General features: G+C 73.4%; 3 protein-coding genes and 1 riboswitch. Of the genes, 1 reads left to right on the top strand and 2 read right to left on the bottom strand.

Annotated elements, in window-relative coordinates; genetic code table 11:
- Together MXD58_RS23550 and MXD58_RS23555 are read right to left on the bottom strand one after the other, a co-directional pair.
- The coding region (locus MXD58_RS23550) for a trehalose-6-phosphate synthase (protein WP_250609938.1) at positions 1-810 on the bottom strand (810 nt) is incomplete at its 3' end.
- Between the two features lie 72 nt (positions 811-882).
- Entirely contained in the window at positions 883-1,680 is a 798-nt protein-coding gene (locus MXD58_RS23555) for an HAD hydrolase family protein (RefSeq protein ID WP_248839224.1), read from the bottom strand.
- Positions 1,681-1,843: 163 nt separating this feature from the next.
- A riboswitch (SAM riboswitch) is annotated at positions 1,844-1,959 on the top strand.
- Positions 1,960-1,967: 8 nt separating this feature from the next.
- Here MXD58_RS23555 and thrC point away from each other — a divergent pair.
- On the top strand, positions 1,968-3,245 hold the full coding sequence (gene thrC, locus MXD58_RS23560; protein ID WP_248839197.1) for a threonine synthase: 1,278 nt from the start codon (positions 1,968-1,970) through the stop codon (positions 3,243-3,245).
- Positions 3,246-3,275 lie beyond the last annotated feature (30 nt).

Genomic DNA, 3,275 nt, shown 5'->3' on the forward strand with positions numbered 1-3,275 from the left:
GGCCGCGGGCGCCGCCGGGGCCGCCACGACCAGCTCCCGCGGCCCGACCCGGACCCCGGGCAGGCCGCGGGCGCACTCCTCGAACGCGTCGGCCCACGCGTCGGTGAGGAACCCGATCCGGTCGGCGCCGAGCATGCCGCGCAGAATCTGCTCACCCACGTCGTCCGGGAGCATCCGGAAGTACCCGGCCGGTGCCCACGGCGTGTGACTGAAGTGGGCGATGCGCAGGTCCGGGCGCAGCCGACGCAACTGCCCTGGGACGAGCGTCAGGTGGTAGTCCTGCACGATCACCGAGGCGCCCGGCGCGGCCTCGTCCGCCAGCGCCTCGGCGAACATCGCGTTGAACGTCTCGTACGCCGCCCAGTCCCGGCGGAACGTCGGCCCGAACACCGGCTGCGACGCCGGCGCGTACAGCAGATGCTGGACGAACCACAGCACCCGGTTCGCGACCGCGTTGTAGGCCCGGTCGAACACCGTCCGATCGACGTCGAGCATCCGGACGGCCGCCCCACCGGTGTCGTACCCGGCGAGGTCGAGCCGTCCGCCGGGAGCGGCCCGGGCCGCCCGCCGATCAGGGTCACAGAGCGCCGCGCACACCCAGACCATCGGCCTGGCCTCGGCCGGAGCGTCGGCCGCCGCCTGACTCAGGCCGCTGACCAGGCCGCCGGCGCCGCGGCGCAGCACCAGTTCGCCATCGGGGCCGCTGGCGAACGCCACCGGCCCCCGGTTCGAGGCGACCAGCACCCGCGCCGTCCCGGGCGGGGCGTGCGGCGAGGGCGTGGCGGACGTGCTCTGCTCGGCTCCCGGCATCCGCTGCACTCTGCGCAGGGTAGGCCATCCGCCGGGGCCTGCCGGCCGGAATCGGGCCGGCCGCCGGTGCACTCAGGGACCGATGGCCGACCGCACGGCACTCGCCCAGCCGGCGCCGACCGGCGCCGCCTCGACGGTGACGTTGTCGTGGCGGGTCAGCAGCTCGGCGATATGCGGGTGGCGCAGCGCGTTGGCGACCAGATGCATCCGCCCGACGTGCAGGGCCATCTGCAGGTCGCTCGCGGAGTCACCGATGGCGATCGCCTCGGCCGGGTCGATCCCCCGGCGCTCGAGGTCGTAGGCGACCGCGTCGCCCTTGCCGACACCGTCGGGAACGAGGTGGTAGACGTGCGGCTGGCCGCCGAGATGCGGCATGTGCGCCGGGGAGATCAGGCCGTTGTCCCGCATGCTCAGCCAGCCGAAGCCGATCTCGGCGAGCCAGGCGTCGACCTCCGCGACGTCGATGCGGCCGCGCAGCATGACGTCGACCTCCCGGCCGGCGTGCCACGGGGTGTGCAGTTCCAGGTGGGCCGGGTGCCGTTCGATCAACCGGTCGAGCAGCTCGGAGGGGACCTGGTCGAGCTCGGGTGGCATCGCGCCGCGCAGCAGCGTGCTGTCCCGGCCGTCGTTCCAGCCGACGATCGCGCCGAGCTCGCCGATCCAGCCGGCCGCGCCGAAGATCTGCGCCGCCTCGACGAGCTGCGGCCGGGTCCGGCCGCTGACCAGGACCAGATCGATGCCGGCGGCGTGCAGCTCGGTGAGCGCCCGGGCCGGTTCGACCGTGCCCGCCCCGCCCTCGGCGCGGAAGAAGCAGCCCTTCGGGCCGACCATCGTCCCGTCGAGATCGGTGTAGATGACGCGAATGCCCACTGTCATGAACTCCTGGTCTCCGGAGGGAACCTGGCCCGCGCGTCCGCCGGACCCCGGGCGCGCGGCACCGGCCGCGGCGCACCGCCGGCCTCGCCGTGAACCGCGAAACACCGGTACACGATCGCCGGCACTCGGACTACAGTACGGACAGACAACTTCATCTGGCTCATCCAGAGGGGCAGAGGGACCGGCCCAGCGAAGCCCCGGCAACCACCCGCATCACGTGCGCGGGCAGGTGCTAATTCCGGCCCGTGGCAGGTTGCCCGGGAAAGATGAGGAGCTTCCGCATGACTCTCGCGCCCGAGCGCGCCGCCGGCCCCGCCCAGGATGTCGCCAATCCCGCCGTAGGCCTGGCCTGTCGCCACTGCGGGGCGACCTATCCGCTCTCCCCGAGCCACGTGTGTGTGGAGTGCTTCGCCCCGCTGGAGATCGCCTACGACCCGGATCTGCTCGCCCGGGTCACCCGGGAGTCCATCGAGGCCGGCCCGGCGAACCTGTGGCGTTACGTCGGGCTGCTGCCCGCCGGTCACGACCCGGCCCGCCGGGTGTCCCTCGGCGCCGGCTGGACGCCGCTGCGCCCGGCGCCGCGGCTGGCCGCCGAGCTGGGGATGAAGACGCTCTACGTCAAGGACGACAGCGCCAACCCCACCCACTCGTTCAAGGACCGCGTCGTCTCGGTCGCGCTCAGCGCCGCCCGCGAACTCGGGTTCACCACCGTGGCCTGCGCCTCGACCGGCAACCTCGCCCAGTCCGTCGCCGCCCACGCGGCCGGTGCCGGGCTTCGCTCGGTGGTGCTCGTGCCGCACGATCTGGAGGCGGGCAAGACGGTCTCCACCGGCGTGTACGGCGGGACCCTCGTCGCGATCCAGGGCAACTACGACGACGTGAACCGGCTGTGCAGCGAGCTGGCCGGTGAGTACGAGTGGGCGTTCGTCAACGTCAACGTCCGGCCGTTCTACGCCGAGGGTTCGAAGACGCTGGGCTACGAGGTCGCCGAGCAGCTCGGCTGGCGGCTGCCCGAGCAGGTCGTCGTGCCGATCGCGTCCGGCTCGCTGCTCACCAAGGTCGACAAGGCGTTCGGTGAGCTCGGCCGCCTCGGGCTGGTCGAGCCAACGCCGTACAAGGTCTTCGGCGCCCAGGCGGCCGGCTGCAACCCGGTCGCCGCTGCCTTCGCCCGCAACGTCGACACCGTCGCCCCGGTGCGCCCGTCGACGATCGCGAAGTCACTGTCGATCGGCAACCCGGCCGACGGCCCGTACGCGCTGGACGTCGCCCGGCGCACCGGTGGAGCGATCACCGACGTCAGCGACGCGGAGATCATCGACGGCATGCGGCTGCTGGCCCGCACCGAGGGCATCTTCGGGGAGACGGCCGGCGGCGTCACCGTCGCGAACCTGCGCCGGCTGCTGCGCGAAGGCCTGCTCGACCCCGCGGCCGAGACCGTCATCTACAACACCGGCGACGGCCTGAAGACCCTCGACCCGCTCGTCGAGACCGGCGGCCCGACGGCGACGATCAAGCCATCCCTGCGCGCCTTCGAGGCCGCCGGCCTCGGCGGCGACTGAACCAGCGGCCGCGCGGTCGCACCCGCGCGG

Source organism: Frankia sp. AgKG'84/4, assembly GCF_023242965.2.
GTDB lineage: Bacteria > Actinomycetota > Actinomycetes > Frankiales > Frankiaceae > Frankia.

Excerpts from the sequence above, each read along its gene's own strand:
- thrC (WP_248839197.1), top strand. The coding sequence starts at position 1,968 with ATGACTCTCGCGCCCGAGCGCGCCGCCGGCCCCGCCCAGGATGTCGCC.